This window comes from Xanthomonas prunicola (assembly GCF_002846205.1).
Classification (GTDB): Bacteria; Pseudomonadota; Gammaproteobacteria; order Xanthomonadales; family Xanthomonadaceae; genus Xanthomonas; species Xanthomonas prunicola.
The window spans coordinates 246,318-272,621 of the sequence record NZ_PHKV01000001.1; the positions used below are offsets into that span (position 1 = coordinate 246,318).

A 26,304-nucleotide genomic window follows, 5' to 3' on the forward strand; every position below is an offset into this window, starting at 1 on the left:
GCGCCGTTGTGTGAGTCGCTGTCAGGCGGTGGCCGCGCTCACTGCGATAACGCACGTGTCCACACAGCCAAGCTGTGGTCGATCTCGCCATGTTGCAACTCTGCCCATTCCAGATGCACCCGCATGCCGGGCTGCGGGGCGTAGCCACGCTTGCGCCAGAACACGTCATTGGTGCGGTAATCGGCTGGCGTGCGCGGATCGTCGGGCGCGCGTTCCACCGAACAGAACGCCGCAAGTGCAAAGCGTCCCAGCGCGCGTGCGTGCGCTTCGCGCTGGTCGAAAAATGCGTGACCGATGCCCTGTCCGCGATAGGCCGGCAGCAATACCGATTCGCCGAAATAAAACACGCTGACCGGGTCGATGCCGGCAGCGCGAAACGGTGCATGGAAGGCGGCGCTATCGTCGAGTAACGGCAACCCGGTGGATGCACCGATCACCGCATCGCCATCGCGTGCCAGCACGAAGACGCTCTCTGGCGATGCCGCATAGGCCGCCAGATACTCGCGTTCGTACCTGGCATCGCCTTCGTACAGATACGGCCACGCACGGAACACCGCGATGCGCAGCTGCGCCACCGCATCCAGATGCGGCAGCACATCGGTGCCGCGCACCGTCTCCACACTCAAGGAGGAACCAGTCATGCCGGCCATGGTAAGCCAGCCTGGCGCGGCTGCAACGCCACCGGTCAACGCAGCCAACGACCATGGCTCCAAATGCCGGCCTCGGGCTGCTGCCATAACAACCATACCGCTGCTTCTTCGGTGCCCAGCAGCACCCCGAGGAGCGCATCGGTGCTGCGTGCCCAGTAGCTGCCATTGCTCAGCCTCTGCCACGGCCCGTAGCTGCGCGTGCGCGTGCTGCCAGGCGACGTGTGGCGTTGCAGTGCTGCCTGCAAAAACACATGTCCGCCGGTGCGCAACTGCTGCGCGGTGCGTGCATGCATCTGCAGACCTACCACGCCGTGGCGCCCATCGCGATGCAGCGGCAAGGCCGACAGCGCCGAGCCTTCCCAGGAGTGCGGCAGCGCTGCGGGAAGCAGCGCCACCGTATCGATACCGGCGGGCAGCAAACGCTGCGCCCGCCGGTGGAACTGTGCATGCGCCGTCATGCCGGCCTCAGCGCAGGCTATTGCCAAGCTCGTACCAATCGAGCTTGCGGGTCACCCACATGATGCTGGCCAGGATGCCGAACAGCAGCAACGAGCCCATCAGCAGCGCGTTGTCTTCGGAGATCAACAGGCTGTAGAGCACCGCATACAAGGCGGTGAGCATCACCGAAAAGCCCGCCGCACGGACCCAACTGCGCAAGACGCCCGAGAGATAAAAGAACTGCAAGCCGATACACGCCGCCGCGGAGATCAGATAGGCCTGCCAGAACGCGATGTGCTCGGAAAGGCTGAGCAGCAGCAGGAAGAAGATCGCCAATGCCAGGCCCACCAACAGGTACTGCAAGGGATGAATCGGCAAACGTTTGATCAACTCGAACAGCACAAACGCCACAAAGGTCAGCACCACAAACAGGATGCCGTATTTGCTGGCGCGATCGGCCTGGGTATACACGTCCACCGGATCAACCAGACGTACTTCCAGCGTATCCAGCGACGTATGGCTGGACTGCAACTGCGCCTGCGCACCGGTGGCCAGCGACGACAGCGACCAACTCGCATCGAAGCCCTGCGGCCCGATGCTCGGTGCATTCGGCAGGAAGCGTCCGCTAAAGGACGGGTGCTGCCAGGTGGAGCGCAACGCAATCTCGTTGTTGTCGGCGATCGGCGCGATCGCCAGCCGGCGCGTGCCATCCAGCACGAACTGCATGTCTACCCTGTTGCCGTTCTGCAGCCGGCCTGCGACCGGGTCAGCCAGCGGGCCAAGTTTGGCGTGGATGCCCGCCGATCGATCAGCCAATGCACCGGCACCGCTTTCCAGTGCCAACGCACGGCCATCCACCTGCAAACGCGGCGTGCCGACCAACCCACGCACGTCGGAAATACCGATCGCAAGATGCGGCTGACCATACACACGGGTCGGCTCGGCCGCGTAGTCGAAGGGATCGTATTCCGCGTGCAGGGTCGCTTTCCAGGAGTACACCTGCACCCGGTACAGGCCCACCTCTCTTACCGAGGGCACCATCTCGCCACTGAGTTTCAGGCTGCGCGGTGTTTGCAGCAGCGTCCCTTCGCGCTTGCGCCAGACCTTGCGCTGGTTGCCCTGCTCGTCCGGCTCGGTGACCTGCACATCTTCGGTATACGGCAGCACCCGCACAGGCGCGATGAATTGCTGCTCGCCGGCCTTGCTCTGTGCCACCCGCTCCACGGCCTCGTCGCGGTAGCGCGCGCGGTCCTGCACCGCGCCACGGATCAGCAATAGCGGAATGAGCAACAGCAGGATCAGCCCGCCAATGGTGGCGAACCGCAATAACAGTTTCAGGGATTTCATCGGCCATCCTCGTCTTGGGAGGTGACCAGGGTGCGACGCGCCGGTGTTGGGGGTTTGAGGCGAATTTGAAGCGAATGTGAAGTGGGCGACCCGGATGCCTGCCGGCCTGCATTGTGACGCAAGGAGGAAATGCAGGTGTCAGATTGCAAAAGTGCACTACATGCCCAAACCAGACTTCCGTTCGATCGGCATCGCTTCGCATTGCCGCCGCACGCACCGTCGCCATGGGTAACGATACACACGCAGGTGCGCACTCCTGAACCGCCCCTTACCTCGTTGATTACCGCTTTCCAGTTCCGCAGTTCTTCAATGACTTTTCACCGCGTGCGCTGCATCAGCGCCGTCGCGGCTGCATATCTGCTGGGCTGTGGTTTTAGAACTGCGCACGACTGCATTCCTCTTCGCCTGGAGTCTGCCTTGCATGAACACGCAACGTCCGCTTGCCCTTTGCCTGCTGGCCACCCTGAGCCTGACCACTGCCGCCGCACAGGCAGCAGTCCACGGAATGGGACTGAAACCGTCGTCATTGATGCAGCCGGTCACCCCGTTGTTCGGTACAGAAAGCGTTAGCAAACCACTGCCTGCCAGTGTCGACCTGACTGCGTGGGCGATCACGCCGGGCGACCAGGGCCACCTAGGATCATGTGCGTCATGGGCAACCGCGCATACCTTGACCGGTTGGTACGCCAACGCCAACAAACAGGCACAGACACGCTTTGCCCCGATGTATCTGTATAGCCAGGTCAACGGCGGCGTCGATGAAGGCTCTACTCTGGAAGCGCCACTGGAGGTCGCGCTGGCGCAGGGTATCGACACCGAGCAGCATTACTCGTGGGGCAACTACGACTGGAAAGACCAACCCACCGCTGCCGACAAGGCCAACGCCACCAAGAACCCGACGCCGTATCGCAAGTACACCGTGTTGTATTCGGGCAACGGCAATGGGGGGCGCGCCTTGATCGAACAGATCAAGCTCGCCCTCGCCTCTTCCACGCCGGTGGCGATCGGCTTCTATGTGCGCCGGGGCTTTGAAGACTTGACGCCCAAGAATCAGGTCGATTACGACATCAAGAGCCCGATTCTGGGCGGGCATGCCGTCGTCGCGCTGGGCTACGACAGTCAAGGATTGATCGTGGAAAACAGCTGGGGCACCGAGTGGGGCAACAAGGGCTTCGGCAAACTGTCCTGGTCGGTGGTCGCCAAGGACGTCATCGGCGCCGACGTGGTGCATTAGCACAGCGCGGCCACGCGCCGTGCGCTGCGATTGACGCGGGCGCGGCATGTGCTCTGGCGCATGCCGCAGCCTCGGACGCACGGCTGCCACCGGCGGTAGCCAACCGCTCCAAGTGCCTGCCCGGCGACTCAGCCGATCGGCAGGCGCAACACCGCAATCGCACCGCCACCGTCGCGATTGCCCAGCGTCACGTCCCCGCCATGCAGGCGCGCAACCTCACGCACGAAGGGCAGACCAAGACCGGAGCTGCGCTGGCCGGTCTGCGGGCGTGCCAGGGAATAGAAGCGCTCGAAGACGCGCTCGATCGCATAATCCGGCACGCCGCTGCCGCGGTCTTCGACCGCCAACTCCCAATGTTCATCGCGCAGCTGCGCATGCACGCGCACACGGCTGTCCTGCGGCGAAAACGCGATGGCGTTTTCCAGCAGATTGATCAACGCTTGACGCAGCAAGAAGCCATCACCGAGTACCTGACCGCCTAACGTCGCAGCGCTTACATCGACCTCCACCATCACACCGGCCGCCGCTGCGCGCAGCGACACCGCGTCTGCTGCGGTCTGCAGCAGCCCACCAAGACCGATGCGTTCGCGCGTCTGCAACCAGCCATGCTGCTCCACTTCGGCCAGCGCCAGCAGCTTGTCGATGGTTTCGGTGAGCCGTTGCTCCTGCGCGCGGATACTGGCCACGAAATGCTGGCGATCGGCTTCCGGCAGTGGCTCGGTCAGCAGCTCCGATGCACCGCGAATCGCCGCCAGCGGACTTTTCATTTCGTGCGTCAGCGACTGCACGTATTGCTCCACGTAGGCCTTGCCTTCCAGCTTGCGACGCATGGACTCCAGCGCCTGGCCCAGATCGCCGATTTCATCGCCACGCGGTTTGGGTGGCGGCACCGGGATGCCGGCGCTCACCGCCTGCGCATAGCGATTGAGCCTGCCGATGCCGCGCATCAACCACCAGGTCATCAAAATGCCGATCAACGCAGAAATGCCGATCAGCCAGGCGCCGCGTTGCAGGATGTTGCGCTGGCTGGCTTCGATAAACGGGTCGATGCTGCGGTTGGGCTGCGCCAGGGTCAGCACGCCGATCAGCGTCTTCGGGTCGTCCGGTGCGTAGATCGGTGCGGCCACGTGCATCACCGTTGCGGTGGGGTCGCCATCGATTTCCGGGCTGGAACGTGCGCCGTATTCGCCGCGCAAGGTGCGGTAGACATCGTTCCAGCGCGAATTGTCGCGACCGACGTCGCGGCCCAACGAATCGAACACCACCACCCCGCGCGCATCGGTCACGGTGACGCGGTAATCCACATTGTTCTTGCGAAAGCGCCATACCCGCGCCTTGGGATCGCGCTGCTGCGCCCTGGCCACGTTGCGCGCGAAGCTCCCATCGGCCAGCGTGCCGGCAGCCAGTTCGCTGCTGGCGATTTCCGCCAAGACATTGGCCGCATCCACTAGGGTGGATTCCATTGCCTGGCGCACGCCTGGCTTGACCTCGTTGACGAACACGCGCATCACGAAAAACGCGGCCAGACCCACGATCAGGAAGAAGCCCAGAAACAGCTTGAGACCGAGCCGCATGTCAGCGCGCGGCCTCGCTCAGGTCGCCAAGCGCGGCTGACCACAGGTAGCGAGCAGTCGTTGGGCGGGGATGGGCAGCGCACTTAGAACCGCAGTGGCGCGTGGTCCATGCCGATTCCGAGCACCGGCCGCGCCTGCCTGGCGGATGCGCCGTCGGTTTGTTCGCCGATCTCAACATGCCTACACCTCCAGCGCGTAACCAAGGCCACGGTGGGTGCGGATCGGATCGGCCGGTACGCCGGCCAGGCGCAACTTGCCGCGGAGCGTCTTGATGTGGGTGTCGACGGTGCGGTCGGCACTGTCGGCGCTGGCGTCCCAGCCGCGGTCCATCAGTTGCGCACGGCTCAGGATCGCGCCAGGGCGCTGCAGCAATGCCGCCAGCAGCGCGTACTCGTAGCGGGTCAGCGGCAGCAACGTCTCGCCGTAGCGGATGCGGCTGCCGTCGCGGTCGATGGCAAATGCGCCGTGCGGCTGCCAGCCCGATTCGACCACCGCGCCCACGTTGCGTCGGCGCAGGCGCGCGCGCACCCGCGCCACCAGTTCGCGTGGCGAAAACGGCTTGGCCATGTAGTCGTCGGCGCCTAATTCCAGCCCGAGCACGCGGTCGATTTCGTCGTTGCGCGCGGTCAGAAAAATCACCGGCACCTCGCTGAAACTGCGCAGCGTGCGGCAGACCTCGAAACCGTTGATGTCCGGCAGGCCCACATCGAGCACCACCACATCGGCCGGATCGGCGCGCAGCCGCGCCAGCGCATCGCGACCCAGCAGGCAGTGCTCAGGTGCATAGCCCTCGCTGCGCAGCGCGTAGAGCACGGTATCGGCAATGGCCGCTTCGTCTTCGACGACGAGCACGCGGGCAGGAGACTCGGACATGCCGCGCAGCATAACGGCATGCGGGCACCGCCTACAGGGCGAGGCGTTGCGCGAACGGCGCGCAACATCCCGATGCCGCCACAGTGCGTCTGCGCCGGCCCACCCTGCGACGAGCCGCAACAAACCCTGCCGCAGCCTCTACACTGCCGCGATGAACTATCGCCACGCCTTCCATGCCGGCAACCATGCCGACGTGCTCAAGCACATCGCCCTGCTTGCCCTGATCGACACCCTCAAGCGCAAGGACACCCCGTTCTTCGTGCTCGATACCCACGCCGGGCGCGGGCGCTACCAACTCGGTGGCGAAGAGAGCCGCAAGACCAACGAAGCCGATGCCGGCGTGATGCGGTTGATGGCCGAAGCGACCTTGCCAGAGGTGGTTGAGCGCTACCTGCGCGCGGTGCAGGCCGACAACCAGTCCGTCGCCCGCCCGGCTACACCCGGCCAGAAGCCTACGCGCACCACGGCCGGCATTCAGCTCAATTACTACCCCGGCTCGCCGCTGCTGGCCGCGCAGGCGCTGCGCGAGCAGGACCGCATGGCATTCTGCGAACTGCAGCCGGACGAAGCCGACGCCCTTAAGGGCTTATTCGCCAGGGACAGCCGGGTGCGCGTGCATGCCGGCGACGGCTATGCCGCGATCCGCGCCTTCCTGCCGCCGCGGGCGGGCGAGACCAAGATCGGCCGCGGGCTGGTGCTGATCGACCCGCCGTACGAATCGCAGGACGCCGAGTACCAGCAGATCATCCACAGCGTGCGCGAGGCGCTGGCGCGCTGGCCGCAGGCGATCTGCATGGTGTGGTACCCGATCAAGCTGCGCCGTAGCCTGCAGCCGTTCATGCGCAAAGCCGCCACGCTGCCGGCCAAGTCGGTGCTGGTCGCCGAGTTGCAGGTACGACCGGATGACTCGCCGCTGCGCCTGACCGGCAGCGGGCTGCTGATCGTCAATGCCCCCTGGCAGTTCGACCAGGTGCTGGCGCCCGCGTTGCCGGTCCTCAAGCAGCATCTCGGCGAGCCCGGCGCCTCGACCCGGCTGGAGTGGCTGCGCCAGGACGGCTGAGTCGGTACACCCGCAGCACACCCGTCGCTGCGGGTGTGGAGTGCGGGTACGCAGGTGTTTCCGGTGCACTGGCGCAGTGCGTTGGGCCGCGCGCTTGGTTGCTGGCATGTCGTTGCTGCGCGCACCGTCAGCGCAGCGTTCACAACCGGGCGCTGCACCCAAGGCCGCGCGTGCGGAAGGCCTCGTTTCAAATGTCTGGCGGCCAGGCCGCGCGTTGGTGACTCCTCAGCCATGCTGCGCTGCCCCACGCTCACGACCGGCTCACGGCTCCGCTCGTTACAGTTCAGTGGGAAGCACTGCCATCTCCAGTCGGCCCCCGGCAGCACACCGGATTCATTCACGGTTGCGCGCCGGGCTGGTGCCAGAATCTTCCGATCTTTAAGGAACACCGGTCATGGCCATTCGCAATCGCATGCCTCCCTGGCATGAAAACTTCAGCCTGCCCAATGGCCGCACCCTTCTGCTCCGTCCGATCCGTCCCGAGGATGGTCCGCCGCTGCAGGGGGCCTTCAGCCTGTTGGGACCGGAGGAAATTCGCGCGCGCTTCGTGCGCTCCTCCGCCGAAATCACCCCGGAGATGGTGCAGCGCCTGACCCACCCCAACCCCAAGAGCGAGATCGTGCTGGTCGCCGCCGAGCAATTGCCACCGGGCGAAGCGCTGGTGGGTGCGGTCGCCCGCGCAGCGCTGGTGCCAGGCACCCGCCAGGCCGAATACACCATCCTGGTCAGCAGCTTCGTCGCCGGCCAGGGACTGGGGCGGCAGTTGATGCGCAAGTTGGTCAAATGGGCGCGGCGCAAATATCTGGATTGTCTGTTCGGCGATGTCCTGCAGAGCAACCTGCCGATGCTGCAGCTGGCCGAGTCGCTGGGCTTCAAACCGCAGGCGCACCCGGATTCGCCGGAGCTGGTACGGATGGTGCTGGAGCTGGATGCCTGAGTTGCCGGGGTGGGGAATTCGGGATGTGGGACTCGAAACTGCGGCTTGGCGGGTGGTTTGCTGCGGTCCCTGACCGCTCACCATTGCAGGACTCACTGTAAGTACGTCCTTCCAGGTGCAATGAGCCGCTCTCGTCTGGCAGCCAGCCCACCCTATTAGCGCGGTGTCCTCACCGCTGCGGGACCGTTGGCGGCATGAATGCCGCCAACGCGCCCCCATGGACGGGTTCACGGCGTGTCCCGTGAGCGGCGAGGGCCGCGTAGTCGACACGCAGCGCGGCGGCGGACCTCCAGACTCCGCACGGGTTACGTCGCGATAGCCCCCTGTGCGCCCTGCCGCGCGCACGCCCGGAGCCGCCGTTCACATCAGATGGACCGGCCACGGCAGGGGCTCTGATAAAATTATGGGCTGATGCCGTCGCCTACCTTCCCCTCCCCGCCGCTGCCCAAGTCTGGCCAGCTCCGCGCCTACTGGCGCGCTCCGTCCTCTCCGACTGCGCTGGCGTGGTCGATTGCCCGGGCAGCCGAGGCGCATGCCGGCCCGCTGCTGGTGATCGCACGCGATAACCAGAGCGCACACCAGATCGAAGCCGATCTGCATGCCTTGCTCGGCGAACATTCTGCGCTGCCGGTGGTGCCATTTCCCGATTGGGAAACCCTGCCCTACGACCAGTTCAGTCCGCACCCGGAAATCATCAGCCAACGCCTGGCCGCCCTACACCGCCTGCCCGGCCTGACCCGCGGCGTGGTGATCGTGCCGGTGCAGACCTTGCTGCAGCAGCTGGCGCCACTGAGTTACATCGTCGGCGGCAGTTTCGATCTCACCGTCGGCCAGCGGCTGGATCTGGATGCGGAAAAACGCCGCCTGGAAAGCGCTGGCTATCGCAATGTGCCGCAGGTGATGGACCCGGGCGACTTTGCCGTGCGCGGCGGCCTGCTCGATGTCTTCCCGATGGGCGCGGACACGCCATTGCGCGTCGAGTTGCTGGATGAGGATATCGACTCGATCCGCGTGTTCGACCCCGAATCGCAGCGCTCGCTCGACAAGGTGGACGCGGTCAAGATGCTGCCCGGCCGCGAAGTGCCGATGGACGATGCCAGCGTTGAACGCGTACTGGCCTGCCTGCGCGAACGCTTCGACGTGGATACCCGGCGCAGCGCGCTGTATCAGGATCTCAAATCCGGACTGGCGCCATCGGGCATCGAGTATTACCTGCCGATGTTCTTCGCCAAGACCGCAACACTGTTCGATTATCTGGACAAGCGCGTACTGCCGGTGATTGCCACCGGCATGTCCAATGCCGCCGATACGTTTTGGGCGCAGGCGCAGAACCGCTACGAACAGCGCCGCCACGATGTCGAGCGCCCGCTGCTGCCGCCGGACGAGTTATACCAATCGCCGGATGCGCTGCGCGAGCGGCTTAACAAGCTGGCGCGTGTGGAAGTATGGGCCAGCGATCATGCGCGCATCGACGAAGCCGCCCCGCTCGGCGACCACCCCTTGCCGCCGCTGCCGGTGGCTGCAAAGGACGCACCAGCCGGCCAGGCGCTGGCGGCGTTCCTGAGCCATTACCCGGGCCGCGTGCTGGTGGCGGCCGATTCGGCCGGCCGTCGCGAAGCCTTGATGGAAGTGCTCGCCGCCGCGCAATTGAAGCCTGAGGTGGTTGCCGACGTGCCCGCGTTCCTGGCGGGCAAGCTGCGCTTCGGCATTACGGTGGCGCCGCTCGAAGACGGCTTTGCGCTGGATCAACCGCAGATTGCGCTGCTCACCGAGCGCCAACTGTTCCCGGAGCGCGCCAATCAGCCGCGCCGCACGCGCCGGGTCGGACGCGAGCCGGAAGCGATCATCCGCGACCTGGGCGAGTTGTCCGAAGGCGCGCCGATCGTGCACGAAGACCACGGTGTGGGCCGCTACCGCGGCCTGATCGTGCTCGATGCCGGCGGGATGCCCGGCGAGTTTCTGGAAATCGAATACGCCAAGGGCGACCGGTTGTACGTGCCGGTGGCGCAGCTGCACCTGATCAGCCGTTACTCGGGCGCCTCGGCCGAAACTGCGCCGTTGCATTCGCTGGGCGGTGAGCAATGGACCAAGGCAAAACGCAAGGCGGCCGAGAAGGTCCGCGATGTCGCTGCCGAACTGCTGGAAATCCAGGCACGTCGACGCGCGCGTGCGGGTCTGGCGCTGCAAGTGGACCGGGCGATGTACGAACCGTTTGCGGCAGGGTTCCCGTTCGAAGAGACCACCGACCAGCTTGCCGCCATCGACGCCACGCTGCGCGATCTGGGCAGCAGCCAACCAATGGACCGTGTGGTCTGCGGCGACGTCGGCTTCGGCAAAACCGAAGTGGCGGTGCGCGCAGCGTTCGCTGCCGCCAGCGCCGGCAAGCAGGTCGCGGTGCTGGTGCCCACCACGCTGCTGGCCGAACAGCATTACCGCAATTTCCGCGACCGTTTCGCCGATTACCCGATGAAGGTGGAAGTGCTGTCGCGCTTCAAGAGCACCAAGGAAATCAAGGCAGAACTGGAGAAGGTCGCCAGCGGCGATATCGACGTGATCATCGGCACGCATCGTCTGCTGCAGCCGGACGTGAAGTTCAAGGATCTCGGGCTGGTCGTCGTCGACGAAGAACAACGCTTCGGCGTGCGGCAGAAAGAAGCGCTCAAGGCGATGCGCGCCAACGTGCATCTGCTCACGCTCACCGCCACACCGATTCCGCGCACGCTCAATATGGCCATGGCCGGCCTGCGCGATCTGTCGATCATTGCCACCCCGCCGCCAAACCGCCTGGCGGTGCAGACCTTCATTACTGCCTGGGACAACACGCTGCTGCGCGAAGCCTTCCAGCGCGAACTCAGCCGCGGTGGTCAGCTGTATTTCCTGCATAACGACGTGGAAAGCATCGTGCGCATGCAGCGCGATCTTTCGGAACTGGTGCCGGAAGCACGCATCGGCATTGCGCATGGGCAGATGCCCGAGCGCGAGCTGGAACGGGTGATGCTGGATTTCCAGAAGCAGCGCTTCAATGTGCTGCTGTCGACCACGATCATCGAATCGGGCATCGACATTCCCAACGCCAACACCATCATCATCAATCGTGCCGATCGATTTGGATTGGCGCAGTTGCATCAGTTGCGCGGCCGCGTCGGTCGCTCGCATCACCGCGCCTACGCGTACCTGGTGGTGCCGGACCGCCGTTCGATGACCTCCGATGCAGAAAAGCGCCTGGAGGCGATCGCCTCCATGGACGAGCTCGGCGCCGGCTTTACCCTGGCAACGCACGATCTGGAAATCCGCGGTGCCGGCGAATTGTTGGGCGAAGACCAGAGCGGGCAGATGGCCGAAGTCGGTTTCAGCCTCTATACCGAGCTACTTGAGCGCGCGGTGCGCAGCATCCGCCAGGGCAAGCTGCCCGACCTGGATGCCGGCGAAGAAGCGCGCGGCGCCGAGGTGGAGCTGCACGTGGCCTCGCTGATTCCCGAGGATTATCTGCCCGACGTGCATACGCGCCTGACACTGTACAAACGCATTTCCAGCGCGCGCGATCCCGAGGCGTTGCGCGAATTGCAGGTGGAGATGATCGACCGCTTCGGCTTGCTGCCAGACCCGGTCAAGCACCTGTTCGCGATTGCCGAGCTCAAGCTGCAAGCCAATGCGTTGGGCGTGCGCAAGCTGGATCTGGGCGAAAACGGTGGGCGGCTGGTGTTCGAAGCCAAGCCAGCGATCGATCCGATGACCATCATCCAGATGATCCAGAAGCAGCCGAAGATCTACACCATGGACGGCCCGGACAAACTGCGCATCAAGCTGCCGCTGCCCGAAGGTGCGGATCGCTTCAATGCCGCACGCGGTTTGCTGGCTGCGCTGGCACCAGGCTGAAGCGCAGCGCCGCGTTTGACGGCGTTGCAACAGACTCGACAACACCCCACGCCGTGCCGGCAGGCAAGCGCCACCCACTGCATGACGTGGGTGCGCGACATTTCCGATAGCGCGCCGACCTGCATCACCCGCAATGGGCTCGCACCCCTTGCCCTTGCCCGATGCCCACCGCTCTGCCGTGTTTGAGACGCGCGTGTCCTGTCCCGGGACGGTGCGGGACAAACGCCTTATGAGCCTGCTTGCGACAAACCTGAGCAGTTAATTCAAAAACTGCTGAGGATTTCGCATTTCCGTCATTCGGCTGAATTTGCCCTAAATATTCCAGCTAGGCGCCGATACCTGCATAGACCGGCATGACTCTGCGTGCAGGGCAATACCACGCAGCGCCATGCCACCGCGCCCTTCTCCCCGCGTCATCGCACCCACCGTGCGCCATCGCCCGAGGCACCAATGAACACTCCGTCTCCCGATCTGCCCGCGCCGCTGACGCTTGCCCTTGAGGGCGAGATGACCATTCGTCGCGCTGCCGAACTCAAGCCGCTGTTGCTGCCGGCGTTGGCGCATCCGGGCGGCGTGCATCTGGATCTGGCGGCGGTGAGCGAAATCGACACCACCGGCCTGCAGTTGTTGCTGGCCACCAAGCAGGCGATCCAGGCCGATGGACGGCCGTTTTCGCTGACCGATTCCAGCCGTGCGGTGGTCGATGTGATCGAGCTGCTCGGCCTGCTCGAAGCGCTGTACCCGCATGCGGTCGCCGGTCTCGGCGAACACATTCACTAACGGACCGGTGACGCGCGCATGGACATGAACCAACTGATGCAAACCTTCCTGGCCGAGAGCCGGGATCTGCTCGAAGACATGGAACGCCATTTGCTCGAAGCCGAGCGTGGCGAATCCTCGCCAGATGCGGTCAATGCCATCTTCCGCGCGGCGCACACCATCAAGGGGTCCGGCGGTCTGTTCGACCTGCCGCAGCTGGTCGGCTTCACCCATGTGGTGGAAAGCGTGCTGGATCTGGTACGCGACGAAGCGCTGCCCCTGAGCTCGGAACTGATCGGGCTGTTGCTGGTGTGCTGCGACCATATCCATGCCTTGGTGGAAACCGCCGCAGACCCGAGCCATGCCGACCCGGCCGCCTTGGCTGCCGAAGCCGAGCCGCTGCTGGCGCAATTGCAGACTTACTTGCAAAGCAGCGCCTGCGGCGTCACCGCCGCCGCCATCCAGCACAGCCCCCCTGAAAAACAGAGCGGTTACTGGCGCATCTCGCTCAAGCTCTTCGCCGATGCGCTGCGCTTCGGCAACTCCCCGCTCAAGTTGATCCGCAATCTGCGCGGCCTGGGCTCGGTGGAATCGATCGGTACCGACTACAGCCAGTTGCCACGGTTTGAAGAACTCGACCCGGAAGCCAATTACCTCGGTTTCCAGATCCTGCTACGCAGCGACGCCGACCGCGCCGCGATCGAAGACGTATTCGAATTCGTTCGCGACGATTGCGACCTGGACATCGCCTCAGTGCCGGCACCGACCGATGCTGCCACGCTGCTGGTCAGCGAGCCGATGATTGCCGCAGCGCCGGCCGGCGCGCTTGCCGCCGTCCCCAACGCGGCAAATGCCGCATTGGCGCCGGTCCGCAATGCGCCTGACGCCGGCGGACGCAACAACGATGCGCGCTCGATCCGCGTGGATGCCGACAAGCTCGATCGCATGATCGATCTGGTCGGCGAACTCATCATCGCGGTCAGCAGCACCAATGCCAATGCGCAACGCACCGGCGATGCGCAATTGCTGGAATCGGCCTCGATCCTGGCCGGCCTGGTGGAAGACGTGCGCGAAAGCGCGTTGCAGCTGCGCATGGTCAAGATCGGCGGCACCTTCAGCCGCTTCCAGCGCGTGGTGCACGATGTGGCGCGCGAACTGGGCAAGGACATCGCCCTGGTGGTGGCCGGCGAAGACACCGAGCTGGACAAGTCGGTGGTGGAAAAGATCGGCGACCCCCTGACCCATCTGGTGCGCAATGCGATGGATCACGGCATCGAGCCGGCAGACGTGCGCGTTGCACGTGGCAAGCCCGCACGCGGCACCGTTGGGCTCAACGCGTATCACGACTCCGGCAGCATCGTTATCCAGATCACCGATGACGGCGGCGGTTTGAACCGCGACCGCATCCTGGCCAAGGCGCTCGAACGGGGCCTGATCGAACCCGGCCGCCAACTCAGCGACCGCGAAGTGTTCGCAATGATCTTCGAACCGGGCTTTTCCACCGCAGAAAAGGTCACCAACCTGTCCGGGCGCGGCGTCGGTATGGATGTGGTCAAGCGCAATATCACTGCGCTGCGCGGCACGGTCGAGATCGACAGCGCTGCCGGATTGGGCACCACCATCTCGGTACGCCTGCCGCTGACGCTGGCCATCATCAACGGCTTCCAGGTCGGCGTGGGCAAATCGGTTTTCGTGGTGCCGCTGGATGTGGTGGAGGAATGCGTGGAGTTCACGCCCGACTACACCAGCGACTACATCGACCTGCGCGGCAGCGTATTGCCGTATGTCCGCCTGCGCGAGTTGTTCGCGCTGGGCGGCAAGACCCCGCCGCGCGAAAGCATCGTGGTGATCCGCCAGGGCGCGCAGCGCTTCGGCCTGGTGGTGGACACCTTGCTGGGCGAATGGCAGACGGTGATCAAGCCGCTGTCCAAGGTTTTCGCACAGGTCAAAGGCATCAGTGGGTCGAGCATCCTGGGCAGCGGCGATGTCGCGCTGATTCTGGATGTGCCCAGCCTGATTCAGCAATTGCACCCCAACCAGGACGCGTTGGCGGCCTGAGCGCTCGCACCACCGCTGCCGTACACATCGCGTCGTTTGTCGTTACCTGACCCCTGGAAACCATCGCCATGTCACACCGTCTGCCTATCGCTACGCAGTTGTGGTTTACCGCCGCGCTTGCCGTCGCATTGCCCGTTGTCGTGGTCGCCGCCGGCGTTGCGCTGACGCTGTCGCACGCCGCCCTGCTGGGTACCAGCGTCATTGCTGCACTGATCAGCGGCGCCTTGCTGGTCTGGGCAATCCGCATCGCCAGTGCGTCGCTGGGGTTGGCCACCACCACGTTGGACGCGTTCTCGCGCGGCAACTTCGATGTCACCCTGCCGCAAGTGCGCGACGAGCAGGCCGGCGATGTCCTGCGCGGGCTGCGCAAGGTGCAGAGCGGCATCCGCCACGTCAACGAAGAGATCAATCGCGTCTCGCGCGAACACGATGCGGGCGACATCGATGTACGCATCGACGTCGCCCGCTTCGATGGCGACTTCCGCACCATGGGCGAGGGCATCAACCGCATGGTCGCCAGCCATATCGCAGTGAAAAAACAGGCGATGGCCTGCGTGGCCGAGTTTGGCCGCGGCAATTTCTCTGCGGAACTCGAGCGCCTGCCGGGCAAAAAGGCGTTCATCAACGAGGTGGTCGATCAGATCCGCGGCAACCTCACCGGCCTGGTCGCCGAGGTCAACCGCATGTCGGCCGAGCATGATTCCGGCGACATCGATGTGGTCATCGATACCCAGCGCTTCACCGGCGATTTCCGTCGCATGGCCGAAGGCATCAATGCGATGGTGGCCAGCCACATCGCGGTCAAGAAACAGGCCATCGCCTGCGTGGCCGAGTTCGGCCGCGGCAACTTCACCGCACAACTGCCGCAGCTGCCGGGCAAGAAGCGCTTCATCAACGAGACCATCGATCAGGTGCGCGGCAACCTCACCGGCCTGATCGCCGAGATCAACCACATGTCGGCCGAACACGAAGCCGGCGATATCGATGTGGTCATCGACAGCGCTCGCTTCGATGGCGACTTCCGCAGCATGGCGCTGGGCATCAACCAGATGGTCGGCGCGCACATCGCGGTGAAAAAACTGGCGATGGGCGTGGTGGCCGAATTCGGCCGCGGCAACTTCGATGCGCCGCTGGCGCAGCTGCCGGGCAAGAAGGCCTTCATCAACGAGACCGTGGAACGGGCGCGCGGCAATCTGCGCAGCATTTCCGAAGTGATTCAGGTCATGGGTGCGATGGCCGATGGCGACCTCACCCACACTGTGGAAGGCCGTTACGAAGGCGCGTTCGCCGACATGCAGCGTTACGTCAACACCACCATGAGCCGGTTGACCGAAATCGTCGATGAGGTCAACCGCAACGCCGAAAACCTGGCCAGCGCATCCGAAGAAGTCAGCGCCACTGCACAGGCGCTTGCCCAGGCGGCCAGCGAACAGGCGGCCGGGGTGGAAGAAACCAGTGCATCGCTGGAGCAGATGACTGCCTCCATCGCACAGAACACCGAAAACGCACGTGTGACCGACAGCATGGCGGCCAAGGCGGCCAGCGAAGCGGCCGATGGCGGCGACACCGTCCGCGCCACCGTGACGGCAATGAAGGACATCGCCAAGAAGATCGGTATCATCGACGACATCGCGTACCAGACCAACTTGCTCGCGCTCAATGCCGCCATCGAAGCGGCGCGCGCCGGCGAACACGGCAAGGGCTTTGCCGTGGTGGCCGCCGAAGTGCGCAAGCTGGCTGAGCGCAGCCAGATCGCCGCGCAGGAAATCGGCGAAGTGGCCGAATCCAGCGTGGAGCTGGCCGAAAGTGCGGGCCGCGTGCTCGGCGAGATGGTGCCTTCGATCCGCCGCACCTCCGACCTGGTCCAGGAAATCGCCGCCGCGTCCGAAGAACAGACCGCTGGTGTCAGTCAGATCAATACCGCCGTGGGCCAGTTGAACCAGACCACGCAATCGGCTGCGGCCAATGCCGAAGAACTGGCTGCCACCTCGGAGGAAATGAGCGCACAAGCCGAACAGTTGCAGCAGCTCATGGGCTTCTTCCGGCTGGGCAATGGCGGGCGCGGCGCCGTATCGGGTAGCAACAGGCAGGGGCCGCGTCGGATTGCAGCGCACGCGCCGGCCGCTGTGAGCAGCGCGCCGCCGCGACGCACCAACGTGCGCAAGATCAGCGCGGTGGCCGCGACTGCCGACGCGATCGACGAATCGCAATTCGCCAGCTTCTGAGGAGCCGACGATGCACGCGCACACCGCAGCCAACCACGAACTGCCGCCATCGACGGCACCGCAGCAATACCTCACGTTTTTGCTGGGTGGGGAAATGTTCGGCCTGGGCATCCTGGGCATCAAGGAAATCATCGAGTACCGCGTCCCCACCGACGTACCGATGATGCCGCCCGCGCTACGCGGGGTGATCAATCTGCGTGGAGCGGTGGTGCCGGTGGTGGATCTGCAGCAGCGCTTCGGCCGCAATACCAGCGCGATCACCAAGCGCAGCTGCATCGTGGTCGTGGAGATCGCGCACAGCGAGGTGCATCAGGTGCTCGGGCTGTTGGTGGATGCGGTCAGCGAAGTGCTGGACATCGCACCGTCGGACATCGTCGACACGCCCAGCTTCGGCGCCGGCATCGCGCGCGACTTCATCCATGCCATGGGCAAGATCGGCGAACGCTTCGTGATCCTGCTCGATGCCGATGCCGTGCTGGGCAACGACGCGCTTGCCCAGCTCCCGCCCGCCGAACTGGCGGCCTGACCTAACGCATGCACATAAGGACTCCCATGCGCCCTGCCCTTCTCTCCTGCAACTGCAAGCTGACCGGCCCGGTCCTGGTCGTGGACGACAGCGTGGTCCAGCGCGAACACGCCATGGCGCTGTGCCGCCAGCTCGGCGCCGGCGTGGTCGATGGTGCAGTCGACGGACACACGGCGCTGGAGTGGCTGACACGTGCCGATGCGCCTTCACTGTTGCTGGTGGATCTTGAAATGCCGGGCATGGACGGCGTACAGCTACTCGACGCGCTGGCGCGCGGCAAATACAGCGTGCCGGTGGTGGTGGTGTCGCAACGCGGCAGCGCCTTGATCGATGCAGTGATGCAACTCAGCCGCAGCGCCGGCGTACGCGTGCTCGGCGGCATCGAAAAACCGATGAACCTGCAGGACCTGGCCACCATCCTGGATTGCGAACCGGAGCCGACCGCCGCTGCACGCGTATTCGCGCCGGTGGCGATTTCGCCGCTGATGTCCAGCGGCGGCGCGGCGGCCTCGCGGCTGGATCGCGCCATGCGCCGCGGCGAAATCCGCGTGGCCTACCAACCCAAACTCGATCTGAAAGACGGCCGCCTGCGCGGCGTGGAAGCGCTCGCACGCTGGCGCCGCCCACAAGGCGACATGATTGGGCCGGATCGCTTCATTCCCCTGGCCGAGCGCGAAGGCTTGATCCACGCATTGACCCAGCAGGTGATCGACAAGGCGATCGCGCAATTGGTGGAGTGGCGCGCCGAAGGCTTCGCTCTGAGCCTGGCATTGAACCTCTCGCCCAGGCTGTTGGGCGAAGATCATTTCCTCGAAGAACTGTGCGCCAAGCTGAGCGATAACGGCCTAAGCCCGGCCGATCTGGTGCTGGAACTGACCGAAAGCGCCATCGTGGAACCGGCCAATGCCCTGAGCATGCTCGCGCGTTTGCGCCTGCATGGTTTTGGCCTGTCCATCGACGATTACGGCACCGGCTTCTCCTCACTGCAGCGTCTGGCCAGCATTCCCTTCACCGAACTCAAGCTGGATCGCAGCTTCGTGCATGCCGCGCATCGCAGCCGCAGCCAACGCACCGTGCTCGAGTCCACGCTGGAGCTGGCGCATCGGCTGGAACTCACCGCCGTGGCCGAAGGCGTCGAAACGCCCGACGACTGGCGGCTGCTGCGCGAACTCGGCTGTGACCTGGCACAAGGCTATCTGATGGCATCGCCGATGCCCGGGCCGATGCTGTCGGAGTGGTGGCGCGAGCATGCCGTGCGCATCGCACGCCTGAGCGACAACACGCTGCCCAGCGACGCGGACGTGGCCTGAGCCGATGAGTACCGCCACCGCCATCACCGAACAGGAGTTCGGCCGCTTCCAGCGTTTCATCTTCGAAGCCGCCGGCATCAGCATTTCCTCCGGCAAGAAAGCCATGCTGTGCGGCCGCCTGGGCAAGCGCCTGCGCGAGCATCAGTTCAGCACCTACACGCAGTACCTGCAACTGCTGGAAAGCCGCCAGGACCGTAACGAAATCCAGACCGCGATCGACCTGCTCACCACCAACGAAACCTACTTCTTCCGCGAGCCCAAGCATTTCGAACTGCTGCGCAAGCTGGCCGGCGAACACCGTGGCGCACTGCCGTTCCGTTGCTGGAGCGCTGCCAGTTCCAGTGGCGAAGAGGCCTACAGCATGGCGATGGTGCTGGACGACACCTTGCAGGGCCGCCCGTTCGAAGTGGTGGGCAGCGACATCAGCACCCGCGTGCTGGCCAAGGCGCGCACCGGGCATTACGCACTGCAGCGCATTGATGGCATTCCGCAGCCGTATCTCAAACGCTATTGCTTGCGGGGCCAGGGCGAGTACGACGGTACCTTGCTGGTGGAGCGGCGCCTGCGCGACCGTGTGCGATTCGTGCATGCCAATCTCAATACCGCGTTGCCGTCACTAGGCAGCTTCGATGCAATTTTCCTGCGTAATGTGATGATTTATTTCAATGGCCAGACCAAGCGCGAAGTGATCCTGCGCGTGCTGTCCAACCTCAAATCGGGCGGGCATTTCTGCATCGGCCATTCGGAAAGCCTGAGCGAACTCGACATCGATCTGGTTCAGGTGGCACCCTCGATTTTCCGCAAGGCATGACCCAAGGATCCACCGTGTCGACAGCGTTCAACCGTCCCGCCGCCAGCCCGACTGCCAGCCCCAAGACCATCAAGGCCCTGGTGGTCGACGATTCGGCGGTGGTGCGCCAGGTACTGGTGAGCGTGCTCAACGACGCGGTCGACATCGAGGTGATCGCCACCGCCGCCGACCCACTGCTTGCGATCGAGAAGATGCGCAAGCAGTGGCCGGACGTGATCGTGCTGGACGTGGAAATGCCGCGCATGGACGGCATCACCTTCCTGCGCAAGATCATGAGCGAGCGCCCCACTCCGGTGGTGATCTGCTCCACGCTCACCGAAAAAGGCGCGCGCGTCACCATGGATGCGCTGGCCGCCGGCGCAGTGGCGGTGGTGACCAAACCCCGGATGGGGCTCAAGCAATTTCTCACCGACTCTGCCGACGAACTTGTGGCCACGGTGCGCAGCGCCGCACGCGCCAACGTCAAGCGGCTGGCGGCGCGCGTGACTGCCGCGCCGCTCGAGGCCGAAGTCAAACACACCGCCGATGTCATCCTGCCAGCGCAGAGCGGGCGCGCGCTTGCGCAGACCACCGAACGCATCGTGGCGATCGGCACCTCCACCGGCGGCACCCAGGCGCTGGAAGAAGTCCTTACCGCCCTGCCGCGCGTCTGCCCCGGAATCGTGATCGTGCAGCACATGCCAGAGAAGTTCACCGCCGCCTTCGCTGCGCGCCTCAACGGCTTGTGCCAGATCGCAGTCAAGGAAGCGGCCAATAACGACCGCGTGATGCCGGGCCGCGCATTGATCGCACCCGGCGGCAAGCATCTGCTGCTGCGCCGCAGCGGCGCGCAGTATTTCGTCGAAGTCCTGGAAGGCCCACCGGTCAACCGGCATCGCCCATCGGTGGATGTGCTGTTCCGCTCGGCCGCGCGTGCGGCCGGCAGCAATGCGCTGGGCATCATCATGACCGGCATGGGCGACGACGGCGCCGCCGGCTTGCTGGAAATGCGCCAGGCCGGCGCACGCACGGTGGCGCAGGACGAGCAGACCAGCATCGTGTTCGGCATGCCAAAGGAAGCGATCAAGCGCGGCGGCGCAGACCGTATCCTGCCGCTAGGCGCGATGGCACGCGAGATCTTGACGCAGCTGCAGTAGCGCGATGCAGATGCCTGAGAGCGCGCATTCGCCGCACTCGCTGCGCGGCTGCGCGGTCATCTTGCTAGCTGCTCTACAGCTGCGACTCCAGCGGCAACCAGCCCATCACCGTCGCTGCGCCGCGCCGCCACACGCTCGCGGCCGGCTCGCGCGACCACACCTCGGGCGGTTGTGCGGCATCGTCGTGCCAACGCAGCGTGCCCTGGTCCAGGCTCACGCGGTAACTCACTGGTGCACTGACCTTTTGGTTATATAGCCGCTCCAGTTCTGCTGTGACCACCCGGTCATTGAACAGCAGGCCCATTTCGGTATTGAGGTTCATCGAACGCGGGTCGAGGTTGAACGAGCCGATGAAACCGCTGCCGTCGTCCACGACAAACGCCTTGGTGTGCAAGCTGGCACCGCTGGAACCGAACAGGCTGCCGTCCGGCTTGCCCATCGGCTTGAGCTCGTGCAGACGCACGCCCTGCTGCAACAGCGGCACGCGATAGTGGGCGTATCCGCTGTGCACCGCCACCACATCGTTGGCCGCCAGCGAGTTGGTCAGGATGCTCACCCGCACATCGCGCTGACGTAGGTGACCGATCCAGCGCATGCCTTCGTCGCCCGGCACGAAGTACGGCGAAATCACCTTTAGCTCGTGCTGGGCGTGCGCCATTTCGCCGATCAGCACCGGCGTCATCCAGTCGGCCTGCGGCGGTGCACCCTCCGCTTTTTCCGGAGGGTCGGAGACGATGCGCGCCTGCGACAACCAATGCACCGGACGGTCGCCTTGCATCAGCTCGCGCACGCTGGGCGAACGCTGTAAGCGCTCCACATAGGGATGCGCGCGCGCAGATGCCATGCCGGCATCCAAGCTGCCACGCAAAGCCTCCAGCGCTTGCGGCTTTGTGGTGACCAGCGCCGATAACGGCAAGGCGTTGGGGCTGTTCCAGTAGGCGTCGAACACCTGCTCGGCCTGGCCCACCGCTGGTCCCATCAGCGCTGCATCCATGTCCATGAAGTTGGTGTCGCGCGCCGCATCGAAATATTCGTCGCCCACATTGCGCCCACCCACCACCGCAATGCGGCCATCGGCAATCCAGGCCTTGTTGTGCATGCGACGGTTGATGCTGAACATGCGCAGCACCATTTCCACACCGCGCATCAAAGTGCCTTCGCGCGCGCGTGTCGGGTTGAACAGGCGGATCTCGATCAACGGGTGACTGTCCAACGCCGCCAGCACCGAGTCGCTGCCGTGGATATTCATGTCGTCCAGCAGCAACCGTACGCGCACGCCGCGATCGGCCGCACGTAGCAATTCGTTGTGCAGCAAGTTGCCGGTGAAGTCGGCGTGCCAGATGTAGTACTGCAGATCCAGGCTGCGGCCGGCCGCACGCGCGGTGAGTGCGCGGACTGCGAACGCATCGACGTTGTCGGGCAGGATCACCATGCCGGTCTGATCGGCATGCACCCGTTGCAACGGCGCCACGACCTGGTCGATTGGCGTCGCCACCGCCGTGGCAGGCAGCACATGACTGACCGGACCACGTTGGCGGTCGGCAAAGCGCCCATAGCCGTACAGCGACAGCACGCCGGCCAGCACCAACAGGAACAGCGCAATGCCGAACCACTTGAGAAACTTCCGCTTCGTCACTGCCGGCTCCGCGATTCAGAGCGCGGCAGTGTAGAGCCCAGAGGTGCAGCCCCGCGTGCAGACGCTGCCGCAAGCGGGCGCGACAACGCGGTTCGAAAACAGCGCACTGGCTTGAAGCGTTCACCGCCACCACCACGCACATCGCCAGCGACAGGGCTGGCGTGTAGCGTTGTCAGCCAAGCCGCGCGAGACCTATCGAAGTCACAGCCCTCGCGCGCAGCGCAGCGGCTTACCAGATGGTCACGCGCTCCTTGTCGCCGCGCACCATCGCATCGCCAGGCTTGCACTGGAAAGCCTGCGCAAACGCCGGCATGTTCGACGGCGCACCGTTGGCGCGGAAATTTGCCGGTGCATGCGGATCGGTATTCAAGCGCACGCGTAACTCGCCGTCGGTGAAATTGCGGCGCCACACCGTCGCCCAGTTCATGAAGAAGCGCTGGTCCTGCGAGTAACCGTCGATGTCCTTGTTGGCAGCGGGCTGTGCCTGCAATGCCATCTGCAAGGCATCGTAAGCAACGGTTAGTCCACCCAAGTCACCGATGTTTTCGCCCAGGGTCAGCTTGCCTTTGACGTGCACGCCTTTGATCGCTTCATAGCCGTCGAACTGCGCCACCAGCTGATCGGTGCGATCGGTGAACAGCTTGCGGTCCGCATCGGTCCACCACGTGTCGAAGTTGCCCTTGGCATCGAACTGACTGCCGGAATCGTCGTAGCCGTGCATCATTTCATGCCCGATCACTGCACCGATGCCGCCGTAGTTCAAGGCCGGATCGGCCTTGGGGTCGAAGAACGGTGGCTGCAGGATCGCCGCCGGGAACACGATCTCGTTGCGCGTGGCGTTGTAGTACGCATTCACTGTCTGCGGCGTCATGTGCCACTCGCGCTTGTCGACCGGCTTGCCGATCTTGTCCAGCATGTAGCGGTAGTTGAATGCCTGCGCAGCCTGCATATTGGCCAGGAATCCGTCGCCACGCGTTTCCAGGCCCGACCAATCGCGCCACTGGTCCGGGTAACCGATCTTGGGAGTGAAACTGGCCCATTTTTCCAGTGCGCGCTGTTTGGTTTCTGCGCTCATCCAGTCGAGCTGTTCCAGCCGCGCCTTGAGCGCCACCGACAGGTTCTGCACCAGTTGCTGCATCTGCGCCTTCGATTCAGCCGGGAATGCAGATTGCACGTATAGCTGGCCCAGCGCCTCACCCATCGCCTCGTTGACTGCGTTCAAGGTGCGCTTCCAGCGCGGCAGCATGTCCTGTTGGCCGCGCAGGGTTTTGGCATAGAAATCGAAGTTGGCCTGCTCGAACGGCTTGGCCAGATACGGCGCTGCCTCGTCGATGCTGTGGAAACGCAGGTACGCCTTCCAGGTCTCCACCGGCGTGTCGACAAGCATCGCATCGAGCTCGGCGAAGTAGCCCGGCTGGCTCAGCGAAAACGTGCCGGCCGGCACCTTGAGCGCCTTGAAGAACGCCTGCCAGTCGAAGTGCGGCGTCACTGCGTTGGCACCGGCCACGTCGACCGGGTTGTAGCGCTTGGCCGGGTCGCGCAACTCGATACGCGAAAGCGAGGCGGCGGCCAGGCGGGTCTCGAACGCCATCACTGCCTTGGCCTGGGCTGCCGCCTGCGCCGCCGGAATGCCAGACAGCTCCAGCACCCGCGCGATATAGGCCACGTACTGCTCGCGGATCTTTGCCTGCGCCGGGTCGGTGTAATAACCCTTTTCGGGCAAGCCCAACCCACCCTGCCCTGCGTAGGCGATCATCTGCTCGGAATTTTTGTAATCGGCATTGGCGCCGAACGAAAACACCAAGCCCTGGCCTTGCGCATAGCTGTTGCGTAACCAGGCGGCGATGGCCGGCGCATCGGTCAGCGCATCGATCGCCTGTAATTGCGGCTGCAGCGGTGTGATGCCGGCTTTGTCGATCGCCGCTTCATCCGAGCCGGTGCGCCACAGGTCGGCAATCTTGGCATCCACCGACCCGGCCGACAGATTGCCGCGTGCCAGTTGTTCCACCAAAGCGTGCTGGATAGTCAGCGAGCGCTCGGCCAGCACCTCGAAGCTTCCCCAGCTGGTGCGGTCGGACGGCACCGGATTGGCCTTGAGCCACTTGGCGTTGACGAATCCATTGAGGTCCTGGCACGCCGCGATCGCCGGATCCAGGTCGCCGCTGCCGAACGCCACGATCGGCGCATCGAGCTTGGACACATCCACCTTGGCCGGTACCGTCTGCGGTGCAGTGGGCGCCGCCTTGGCGGCATCGTCGGAGGCGCCGCACGCAGACAGCGCGACCACGATAGCCACCGCAAGCGACAGCGGGGCGAACTTGCTCAACCTCATTGAATTCTCCAAGGCATGACCGCGCATGCGCGGTCGAAAAAAGTCGACAGCCGGTCAGGCGCCGCTGAAGAAGAACAGCGCATCAAACGGCGCTCGCCTCTTCGTCAGTCACGCTGCAACCGGCAACACCAGAGCACTGCAGTGGCACCGCAACGCCCTGACGTCCGCTGCCGCACCTCATCGAAAGTGATTGCAACGACAGACTGCGTGCGCGTCTGTCACCGACGCCGCGACACGCTGCTTCCACCCAACACCTGCACACCGCCGCAGCGTGCCATCGCATGCACTCAACGCCGCGCGTAAAACGGCGCCATCAACAGGTACATCGGATACGCCAACACCATCAGCACCAACGCGGCCTCATGCCCGGATGTCGCATCAGCCAACGCTTCCATCTGTCGCACCGGTCCGACGAAGCCAAACCCCAGCAGCAGCACGCCCATCGCGCAAACCAGCAACGTCAGCGCCAGCCCGGCGCCGGATATGTCGCCAGCGGCCAGGGCGACGAAGCCACTGCCGGCTGCAACCAGCATGCCCAGCGTCACCAGATACGCTCGACAGTAAACAGCCGTCATTTGCAGCGTTTTCCGTTTGCCGGACATCATGTCTCGCCTGCACATCAGCGCGAGGCGCGCATCGCGCCCACGCACCGCTTCCATTCAACGCAGCACACGCCGAGTTATAGCCGCGTACCACACAAAGAGAGGCGCTGCGCGCAATGCACGCAGCGCTTCAAACACCAGCGGCGATTACTTGGCCTTGCCCTGGTTGGCCACCGCTTCGGCCGCGCGCTTTGCCGCTTCCGGGTCACCCAGATAACGGAAGCTCTGCACCTGCAGGTTGTCGTCCAGCTCGAACAACAGCGGGATGCCGGTCGGGATGTTGAGCTCCAGAATCTGTTCGTTGGAGACGTCGTTGAGGTACTTGTACAGCGCACGCAGCGAATTGCCGTGCGCGGTCACCAATACGGTCTGCCCGGCCTTCAACTGCGGCGCAATCGCGTCGTGCCAATACGGCAACACGCGCACCAGCGTGGTCGCCAAGGACTCGGTGCCCGGCAACGCATTGCGATCGAGCGTGGCGTAGCGACGGTCGTGGCAGGGGTGGCCCGGATCGTTGACGTCCATCGCCGGCGGCGGGATGTCGTACGAACGGCGCCAGATCTTGACCTGCTCCTCGCCGTGCTTGGCCGCGGTCTCGGCCTTGTCCAAGCCTTGCAGGCCGCCGTAGTGGCGTTCGTTGAGGCGCCAGCTCTTGGACACCGGCAGCCAGTCCTGGTCGAGTTCCTTCAATGCGCCCTGCAGCGTGTGGATGGCGCGCTTGAGCACCGAGGTGTGGGCAACATCGAACTGCAGCCCTTCGTCCTTCAACAGCTTGCCGGCCGCCGTCGCTTCCTGGCGGCCCTGCTCGGTGAGTTCCACATCCACCCAGCCGGTGAAGCGGTTGTCCAGATTCCATTGGCTCTGGCCATGGCGCAGCAGTACGAGTTTGCGGGTCACTACGGTTCTCCGATTGGGGGCCG

20 protein-coding genes and 1 other RNA gene are annotated in these 26,304 nt (G+C 64.5%); 11 read left to right on the forward strand and 10 right to left on the reverse strand.

Annotated features, from left to right (window positions below):
- Positions 1-38 precede the first annotated feature (38 nt).
- From XpruCFBP8353_RS01145 to creD, 3 genes are read right to left on the reverse strand one after another with little or no spacing between them, the layout of a single operon-like run.
- Entirely contained in the window at positions 39-689 is a 651-nt protein-coding gene (locus XpruCFBP8353_RS01145) for a GNAT family N-acetyltransferase (protein WP_207759584.1), read from the reverse strand.
- A complete protein-coding gene (locus XpruCFBP8353_RS01150) occupies positions 686-1,108 on the reverse strand; it encodes a hypothetical protein (RefSeq protein ID WP_101361560.1) in 423 nt (140 codons plus the stop codon). Before XpruCFBP8353_RS01150 ends, XpruCFBP8353_RS01145 begins: the two co-directional genes overlap by 4 nt.
- A gap of 7 nt (positions 1,109-1,115) precedes the next feature.
- Entirely contained in the window at positions 1,116-2,435 is a 1,320-nt protein-coding gene (gene creD / locus XpruCFBP8353_RS01155; RefSeq protein WP_101361561.1) for a cell envelope integrity protein CreD, read from the reverse strand.
- Between the two features lie 421 nt (positions 2,436-2,856).
- Between creD and XpruCFBP8353_RS01160 the strand changes: the two genes are divergently transcribed.
- Entirely contained in the window at positions 2,857-3,669 is an 813-nt protein-coding gene (locus XpruCFBP8353_RS01160; RefSeq protein ID WP_101361562.1) for a C1 family peptidase, read from the forward strand.
- Positions 3,670-3,797: 128 nt separating this feature from the next.
- On the opposite strand, the gene creC is transcribed toward XpruCFBP8353_RS01160, so the two are convergent.
- From creC to creB, 3 genes are all read right to left on the reverse strand, one after another.
- Complete coding sequence (gene creC, locus XpruCFBP8353_RS01165; RefSeq protein ID WP_101361563.1) at positions 3,798-5,243, reverse strand: two-component system sensor histidine kinase CreC; 1,446 nt, start codon at positions 5,241-5,243, stop codon at positions 3,798-3,800.
- A gap of 34 nt (positions 5,244-5,277) precedes the next feature.
- Positions 5,278-5,353, reverse strand: a non-coding RNA gene (locus tag XpruCFBP8353_RS01170) — sX9 sRNA.
- Positions 5,354-5,423: 70 nt separating this feature from the next.
- Positions 5,424-6,128 (reverse strand): two-component system response regulator CreB, encoded by a 705-nt coding sequence (gene creB / locus XpruCFBP8353_RS01175; protein WP_207759560.1) that lies wholly within the window; start codon positions 6,126-6,128, stop codon positions 5,424-5,426.
- 139 nt (positions 6,129-6,267) lie between these two features.
- On the opposite strand from creB, the gene XpruCFBP8353_RS01180 reads away from it, so the two are divergent.
- The 10 genes from XpruCFBP8353_RS01180 (at position 6,268) to XpruCFBP8353_RS01225 (ending at position 20,814) form a co-directional block, all read left to right on the forward strand.
- Positions 6,268-7,176 (forward strand): 23S rRNA (adenine(2030)-N(6))-methyltransferase RlmJ, encoded by a 909-nt coding sequence (locus XpruCFBP8353_RS01180; protein ID WP_101361564.1) that lies wholly within the window; start codon positions 6,268-6,270, stop codon positions 7,174-7,176.
- 394 nt (positions 7,177-7,570) lie between these two features.
- Positions 7,571-8,113: a GNAT family N-acetyltransferase gene (locus XpruCFBP8353_RS01185; RefSeq protein WP_010369530.1), complete on the forward strand. Its 543-nt coding sequence runs from the start codon at positions 7,571-7,573 to the stop codon at positions 8,111-8,113.
- A gap of 411 nt (positions 8,114-8,524) precedes the next feature.
- On the forward strand, positions 8,525-11,989 hold the full coding sequence (gene mfd, locus XpruCFBP8353_RS01190; RefSeq protein ID WP_101361565.1) for a transcription-repair coupling factor: 3,465 nt from the start codon (positions 8,525-8,527) through the stop codon (positions 11,987-11,989).
- 450 nt (positions 11,990-12,439) lie between these two features.
- Entirely contained in the window at positions 12,440-12,769 is a 330-nt protein-coding gene (locus tag XpruCFBP8353_RS01195) for an STAS domain-containing protein (protein WP_101361566.1), read from the forward strand.
- An 18-nt stretch (positions 12,770-12,787) separates the two neighbouring features.
- The gene (locus tag XpruCFBP8353_RS01200; protein ID WP_101361567.1) at positions 12,788-14,806 is read left to right on the forward strand and encodes a chemotaxis protein CheA; all 2,019 of its coding nucleotides are present in this window, start codon (positions 12,788-12,790) and stop codon (positions 14,804-14,806) included.
- A 68-nt stretch (positions 14,807-14,874) separates the two neighbouring features.
- Positions 14,875-17,031, forward strand: a complete 2,157-nt coding sequence (locus XpruCFBP8353_RS01205) for a methyl-accepting chemotaxis protein (RefSeq protein ID WP_101361568.1) — start codon at positions 14,875-14,877, stop codon at positions 17,029-17,031.
- A gap of 10 nt (positions 17,032-17,041) precedes the next feature.
- Positions 17,042-17,557: a chemotaxis protein CheW gene (locus XpruCFBP8353_RS01210; protein ID WP_101361569.1), complete on the forward strand. Its 516-nt coding sequence runs from the start codon at positions 17,042-17,044 to the stop codon at positions 17,555-17,557.
- Positions 17,558-17,583: 26 nt separating this feature from the next.
- Entirely contained in the window at positions 17,584-18,867 is a 1,284-nt protein-coding gene (locus XpruCFBP8353_RS01215) for an EAL domain-containing response regulator (protein ID WP_101361570.1), read from the forward strand.
- Positions 18,868-18,871: 4 nt separating this feature from the next.
- A complete protein-coding gene (locus XpruCFBP8353_RS01220) occupies positions 18,872-19,678 on the forward strand; it encodes a CheR family methyltransferase (RefSeq protein ID WP_101361571.1) in 807 nt (268 codons plus the stop codon).
- Positions 19,675-20,814, forward strand: coding sequence for a protein-glutamate methylesterase/protein-glutamine glutaminase (locus tag XpruCFBP8353_RS01225; RefSeq protein ID WP_162300910.1), 1,140 nt, complete (start codon positions 19,675-19,677; stop codon positions 20,812-20,814). Before XpruCFBP8353_RS01220 ends, XpruCFBP8353_RS01225 begins: the two co-directional genes overlap by 4 nt.
- 73 nt (positions 20,815-20,887) lie before the next feature.
- Here the strand turns inward: XpruCFBP8353_RS01225 and XpruCFBP8353_RS01230 are convergent, their stop codons facing one another.
- The 4 genes from XpruCFBP8353_RS01230 to gpmA form a co-directional block, all read right to left on the reverse strand.
- Positions 20,888-22,450 carry a phospholipase D family protein gene (locus XpruCFBP8353_RS01230; RefSeq protein ID WP_101361572.1) on the reverse strand — a complete coding sequence of 521 codons (1,563 nt, stop codon included), beginning with the start codon at positions 22,448-22,450 and terminating at the stop codon, positions 20,888-20,890.
- A gap of 229 nt (positions 22,451-22,679) precedes the next feature.
- Positions 22,680-24,782, reverse strand: a complete 2,103-nt coding sequence (locus XpruCFBP8353_RS01235; protein WP_101361573.1) for a M13 family metallopeptidase — start codon at positions 24,780-24,782, stop codon at positions 22,680-22,682.
- Positions 24,783-25,069: 287 nt separating this feature from the next.
- Positions 25,070-25,384 carry a hypothetical protein gene (locus tag XpruCFBP8353_RS01240; RefSeq protein ID WP_101362419.1) on the reverse strand — a complete coding sequence of 105 codons (315 nt, stop codon included), beginning with the start codon at positions 25,382-25,384 and terminating at the stop codon, positions 25,070-25,072.
- 147 nt (positions 25,385-25,531) lie between these two features.
- Positions 25,532-26,281, reverse strand: a complete 750-nt coding sequence (gene gpmA / locus XpruCFBP8353_RS01245) for a 2,3-diphosphoglycerate-dependent phosphoglycerate mutase (protein WP_101361574.1) — start codon at positions 26,279-26,281, stop codon at positions 25,532-25,534.
- Between the last annotated feature and the right edge of the window lie 23 nt (positions 26,282-26,304).

Coding starts and splice junctions, on each gene's coding strand:
- XpruCFBP8353_RS01150 (WP_101361560.1), bottom strand. CDS start 1,108: ATGACGGCGCATGCACAGTTCCACCGGCGGGCGCAGCGTTTGCTGCCC.
- creD (WP_101361561.1), bottom strand. CDS start 2,435: ATGAAATCCCTGAAACTGTTATTGCGGTTCGCCACCATTGGCGGGCTG.
- XpruCFBP8353_RS01160 (WP_101361562.1), top strand. CDS start 2,857: ATGAACACGCAACGTCCGCTTGCCCTTTGCCTGCTGGCCACCCTGAGC.
- creC (WP_101361563.1), bottom strand. CDS start 5,243: ATGCGGCTCGGTCTCAAGCTGTTTCTGGGCTTCTTCCTGATCGTGGGT.
- creB (WP_207759560.1), bottom strand. CDS start 6,128: ATGCTGCGCGGCATGTCCGAGTCTCCTGCCCGCGTGCTCGTCGTCGAA.
- XpruCFBP8353_RS01180 (WP_101361564.1), top strand. CDS start 6,268: ATGAACTATCGCCACGCCTTCCATGCCGGCAACCATGCCGACGTGCTC.
- XpruCFBP8353_RS01185 (WP_010369530.1), top strand. CDS start 7,571: ATGGCCATTCGCAATCGCATGCCTCCCTGGCATGAAAACTTCAGCCTG.
- mfd (WP_101361565.1), top strand. CDS start 8,525: ATGCCGTCGCCTACCTTCCCCTCCCCGCCGCTGCCCAAGTCTGGCCAG.
- XpruCFBP8353_RS01195 (WP_101361566.1), top strand. CDS start 12,440: ATGAACACTCCGTCTCCCGATCTGCCCGCGCCGCTGACGCTTGCCCTT.
- XpruCFBP8353_RS01200 (WP_101361567.1), top strand. CDS start 12,788: ATGGACATGAACCAACTGATGCAAACCTTCCTGGCCGAGAGCCGGGAT.
- XpruCFBP8353_RS01205 (WP_101361568.1), top strand. CDS start 14,875: ATGTCACACCGTCTGCCTATCGCTACGCAGTTGTGGTTTACCGCCGCG.
- XpruCFBP8353_RS01210 (WP_101361569.1), top strand. CDS start 17,042: ATGCACGCGCACACCGCAGCCAACCACGAACTGCCGCCATCGACGGCA.
- XpruCFBP8353_RS01215 (WP_101361570.1), top strand. CDS start 17,584: ATGCGCCCTGCCCTTCTCTCCTGCAACTGCAAGCTGACCGGCCCGGTC.
- XpruCFBP8353_RS01220 (WP_101361571.1), top strand. CDS start 18,872: ATGAGTACCGCCACCGCCATCACCGAACAGGAGTTCGGCCGCTTCCAG.
- XpruCFBP8353_RS01225 (WP_162300910.1), top strand. CDS start 19,675: ATGACCCAAGGATCCACCGTGTCGACAGCGTTCAACCGTCCCGCCGCC.
- XpruCFBP8353_RS01235 (WP_101361573.1), bottom strand. CDS start 24,782: ATGAGGTTGAGCAAGTTCGCCCCGCTGTCGCTTGCGGTGGCTATCGTG.
- XpruCFBP8353_RS01240 (WP_101362419.1), bottom strand. CDS start 25,384: ATGTCCGGCAAACGGAAAACGCTGCAAATGACGGCTGTTTACTGTCGA.